This window comes from Aidingimonas lacisalsi (genome assembly GCF_008079445.1).
Taxonomy (GTDB): domain Bacteria; phylum Pseudomonadota; class Gammaproteobacteria; order Pseudomonadales; family Halomonadaceae; genus Aidingimonas; species Aidingimonas lacisalsi.
This window is the reverse complement of sequence record NZ_VRYH01000015.1, coordinates 1-3,781: the sequence shown is the minus strand read 5'-3', so window position 1 is coordinate 3,781 and position 3,781 is coordinate 1. Positions and strand designations below refer to the sequence as shown.

General features: G+C 58.8%; 3 protein-coding genes. All 3 read right to left on the bottom strand.

Going from position 1 to position 3,781, the window contains the following annotated elements; all coding sequences use genetic code 11:
- Positions 1-61: 61 nt before the first annotated feature.
- The 3 genes from FVV99_RS17860 to FVV99_RS17850 are packed head-to-tail and all read right to left on the bottom strand — an operon-like array spanning position 62 to position 3,233.
- Positions 62-904 carry a SapC family protein gene (locus FVV99_RS17860; RefSeq protein WP_148255483.1) on the bottom strand — a complete coding sequence of 281 codons (843 nt, stop codon included), beginning with the start codon at positions 902-904 and terminating at the stop codon, positions 62-64.
- An 18-nt stretch (positions 905-922) separates the two neighbouring features.
- The gene (locus FVV99_RS17855; RefSeq protein WP_148255482.1) at positions 923-1,864 is read right to left on the bottom strand and encodes a hypothetical protein; all 942 of its coding nucleotides are present in this window, start codon (positions 1,862-1,864) and stop codon (positions 923-925) included.
- Complete coding sequence (locus FVV99_RS17850; RefSeq protein ID WP_148255481.1) at positions 1,839-3,233, bottom strand: TolC family outer membrane protein; 1,395 nt, start codon at positions 3,231-3,233, stop codon at positions 1,839-1,841. Before FVV99_RS17850 ends, FVV99_RS17855 begins: the two co-directional genes overlap by 26 nt.
- Positions 3,234-3,781: the final 548 nt, after the last annotated feature.

The window sequence follows — 3,781 nt, the reverse complement described above, 5'->3', positions numbered from 1 at the left end:
GACTAAACTCCTGAGGCGCTTACTCGATTGATGGCAATGAACGACAACGGCGCTCGACGGTTCAGTGCAACGAGGTATTGGCTTCCTGATCGGATGACGCACCACCGGCGGTCGGCGACGCCTTGGCGTCGTCGCCGGTATCCTCGGCTGCCGGATCGGGTTTGGCCTGGGCATCCACGGCCTCACCACCCTGTGCCAGCCGGGTCAGACGATTGAAATTGCGCATCGACTGCAGATGGATATGCATCAGCTCCAGTTCATCGTTACTCATCAATGTCTGCAGTTGCTCGGCGGAGAGCTCCTTGAGCTTGTTACGATTGATCGCCTTGAACCCAGTCAATGTTCGACGACCACCTTCCGGCAGCCGCACCTGCGCCTCGACCGATTCGAGCAGCTCCAGTTCGGCCAGACGACGACAGAAGGCGCGCGTGCGCTGGAAATGCGCCTGATAGTCCTGCAGGAACGACAGGACACGGGAGAGATACTGGGTCTGCTCGCCGTCAGCATCGAACAGACGTTCGCCACGCCCCTCACCGTTGAGGCCTTCGTAATCCTCATCGATGCACAACGTGAACGTCTTGCCATCCGAGGCGGACGCGAACACGAAGGGGTAGCGGCGGAAGAAGGCCGGCACGTATTCGCCGCGCCAACGATGGTCGTCATCGACCATCAGGTTGACATCGCGCTCGATGCCGAGCACCGCCACCGGCAGCACGCCATCGTCGGCGTCGGTGAATACGATCGGCAAGTCGCTGGCCGCTGCGGGAAATTCCGCCGCCATCAAAGGGACCGAGTTGACTTCCTTCGCGAAGGCAAAGTCTTTGCCGGCCTTGAGATAGAGCTCGCCGTGCTTGTCGCGAGTGACGGGCTGAACGTTACGATAGATCAACAGTTGTGTCGCCATGGAAGACTCCAGGTGATGTCAGACGGTTTGGGGTGCCGGTTGTCGGGCATGTCTTGCACTGCCCGGAATACGATCGCTGCGTCGCGGCTGTGCGGTGCGTGTGGGGTGATGACGGGTCGTGCCGTGATAACAGGTGAGGAACGACTGCCCACCCCGGTCGCAGCCGAAGGAGAGATTGCTGAGGGTTTCATTGCCATGCTTGGCCATCCACGACACCAGAGTCTCGCGGGCAGCCGAACGCCAGTCACGCGTCAGACTGAACAGAGTGCCTGCCAGCGTGCCCAGGGGCAGGTCGGCCTGATGAAGGTGCAGATTCAAGGAGTCTCGCCCGGTGGCACGGCCTGCCTGGATTTCTTCGACCCGAACAGTGAGTGGTGGCCAGGATGTCTGACCCAGGGCATAGCTGATCTGCAATTGCTCGATAACATCGTGCAGCGGCGATGCCGGTTGCTCTGCCAGTTCACGCTCGATCGCCTGGCGCGCCTCTCCGGCCGTGGGTAGCAGCACGTAATCGGAACGCGCCACGGATTCACCGGCCCGCCACTTCCATGCCCGGTACAGTACGAAACGCGAATCACGCGGTATGGGGTCCGGCAGCGGCGATTCCCAGTAAATCTTACAACGATCGTCCTCGACGCCGAGATGCAGAAAATGAGGCAGCGCCCGGCCGTCATCGAGGTGGTCATGCAGCGGCGCCAGGCATTCGCGGGCATCGTCATCCGTCATCCCCAGTTCGCTCAGGACATGACCGAGAGCGTCAACCAGCGTGTCGGGAGACACCAACTCGACAGGCACGCTGAACAGGCAACGCTGCGTCGACCAGTGTCCTGGCCGACATTTGGCCGATTTCTCACTCAGGTAGGGGACGGCCAGTACGTTGAGCATGACCTGAAGCGCCTCGGCAGCCCGGTTACCGGCGATGAACCGACCCGGATCAGCGTTGGCCCATGGCAAGGACATCGACCTGCTCTCCCATCATCGCATCGATCTGCGCCAGGTCATCGACATTGATCACACCGGCCGCATGCTTGAGACTGAGAATGCTCATCAAATAATCGTAACGGGCGCTCGCCAATTCACTGCGTGCATAGAAGAGATCACGTTCGGCATCGAGCAGATCCAGCAAGGGAGTCGTGCCGGCTTCGACCCCGACCTCCCGCGACTCGACGACGCGTTTGCTGGCCTCCAGAGACTGCTCCAGGGAACGCTCACGTGAGATGGCGGTGATGATGCCCTGATATCCCGCCCGGACTTCACGATTGAGTTCGCGCGTGACTCGTTCCAGGCGCGAGCGACTGGCTTCGAGCAGGCTCTGGCCTTCGCGCACGTTCGACGACGTGCGTCCACCGCTATAGACCGGGACATTCAGGGAAACGGCGATTTCCTGCGTGTCCACCTCGCTGCCGCCACCGAACAGCGACCCTTCGGTATCGTCGCTGTTATAATTGAGGCTGAGATCCAGCGTGGGGTAATGTCCACCTTTGCTCTCCTTGAGAGCCTGGCTGGCAACGTCGGCAGAGAGCCGTGCCGCTTTCAAGCGCGGACTACGTTCCCGAGCCAGTTCTTCCCAGGCTTCCAGCGAGTCGGGATCCGGCCGTTCGAGTTGCAGTTGGTCCGTGACGGGCTGGAGTGTCGTCGGGCGTTGACCGGTAATTTCCGCCAATCCTTCCAGCGCATCGCGCAACTCGTTGCGCACTTCGATTTCCCGGGCATCGACCTGCTGGAAACGCGCCTGGGCATCCAGAAAGTCGACTTCCCGCGCAAGCCCATCTTCGTATCGTGCCCTGACCTGCTCCAGGTTGGTCTCGACGGATTCTTTCTCGGCTTGTAGATAGGTCAGCGTTTCACGCAGCGAAAGTGCATCGAAATAGCGTTCGGCCACGCGTAGAAACAGATCCTGACGCGCGACTTCCAATTCGGAAGCGGCCTGCTTGATTTCCAGCTTGGCCTTGTCGAACGCAGCCCAACGCGAGTAGTCGTAAATCGACTGCTCGATCGAGGCTCCATAGGTCGTCGAAGGGTAGGAGGTCGACCCGCTGGCGTACTCCTCGTTATCGGAGCTGACGATATCCTGGCTCGTTTCGGTTCGCGAGGCCGTCAAACTGACTTGTGGCAACAAAGCAGAGCGCGCCTGGTAATAACGCTCGTCCGTCGCTTCCTTGCCGTAAAATTCTTCCTGATAACGTGGGTCGTTGTTCTTGGCCATCTCGTAGATGTCGAGAAGGCCGGCAGCATGCGCGGGGGAACTGCCCAGCCCCATGGCCATACCGAGCCCCAGACACAACGGCAGCGCCCTGCTACGCCGCCCAGGTAGGATTCGTTCGAGCATTCGTTGTTGTCCCGATGGTCGTCGGTTCTCGTTATGATGCACGGAACGGCTATGGCCCCGTGTCAATCCCTGCGTCACGACAACATAGTGCGTTCGCGACTAAGCTTCTTGACGATTTTGATCATGATTACCGTCAAGCGATGATGAAAAAGCTAGCAAACATTACCTAACGATACAATTTGAACACATTCCTTTTCTTTAACGCTCAATTCGTACAAACGTATTACAGAAATGAAATAATTCAATATCATCGCATGGTCGATCGGATGACATGATGTAACACGTGAATGCGTTCTATCATCCGATGGATGCGTCTCCAAGGGCATCACTATCGTTTGAGACAGAGAGGCAACTCAGACGCAGAAAAAGAGACGCCGGGGCAAAGATCACGGGATCAAAGAGGCGGTCGACACCCATCGCGACTGAAGTCGCTCCTACCTGGAATCGGCAGCGGGGATTGTAGGAAATGGGATGGACCCGTCCCTCCATGTGCCAAGATGAAGATTCACGCCATCTGCGGGTGCATGGGGCACCACACGGCATCTCGA

Coding starts and splice junctions, on each gene's coding strand:
- FVV99_RS17855 (WP_148255482.1), bottom strand. CDS start 1,864: ATGTCCTTGCCATGGGCCAACGCTGATCCGGGTCGGTTCATCGCCGGT.
- FVV99_RS17850 (WP_148255481.1), bottom strand. CDS start 3,233: ATGCTCGAACGAATCCTACCTGGGCGGCGTAGCAGGGCGCTGCCGTTG.
- FVV99_RS17860 (WP_148255483.1), bottom strand. CDS start 904: ATGGCGACACAACTGTTGATCTATCGTAACGTTCAGCCCGTCACTCGC.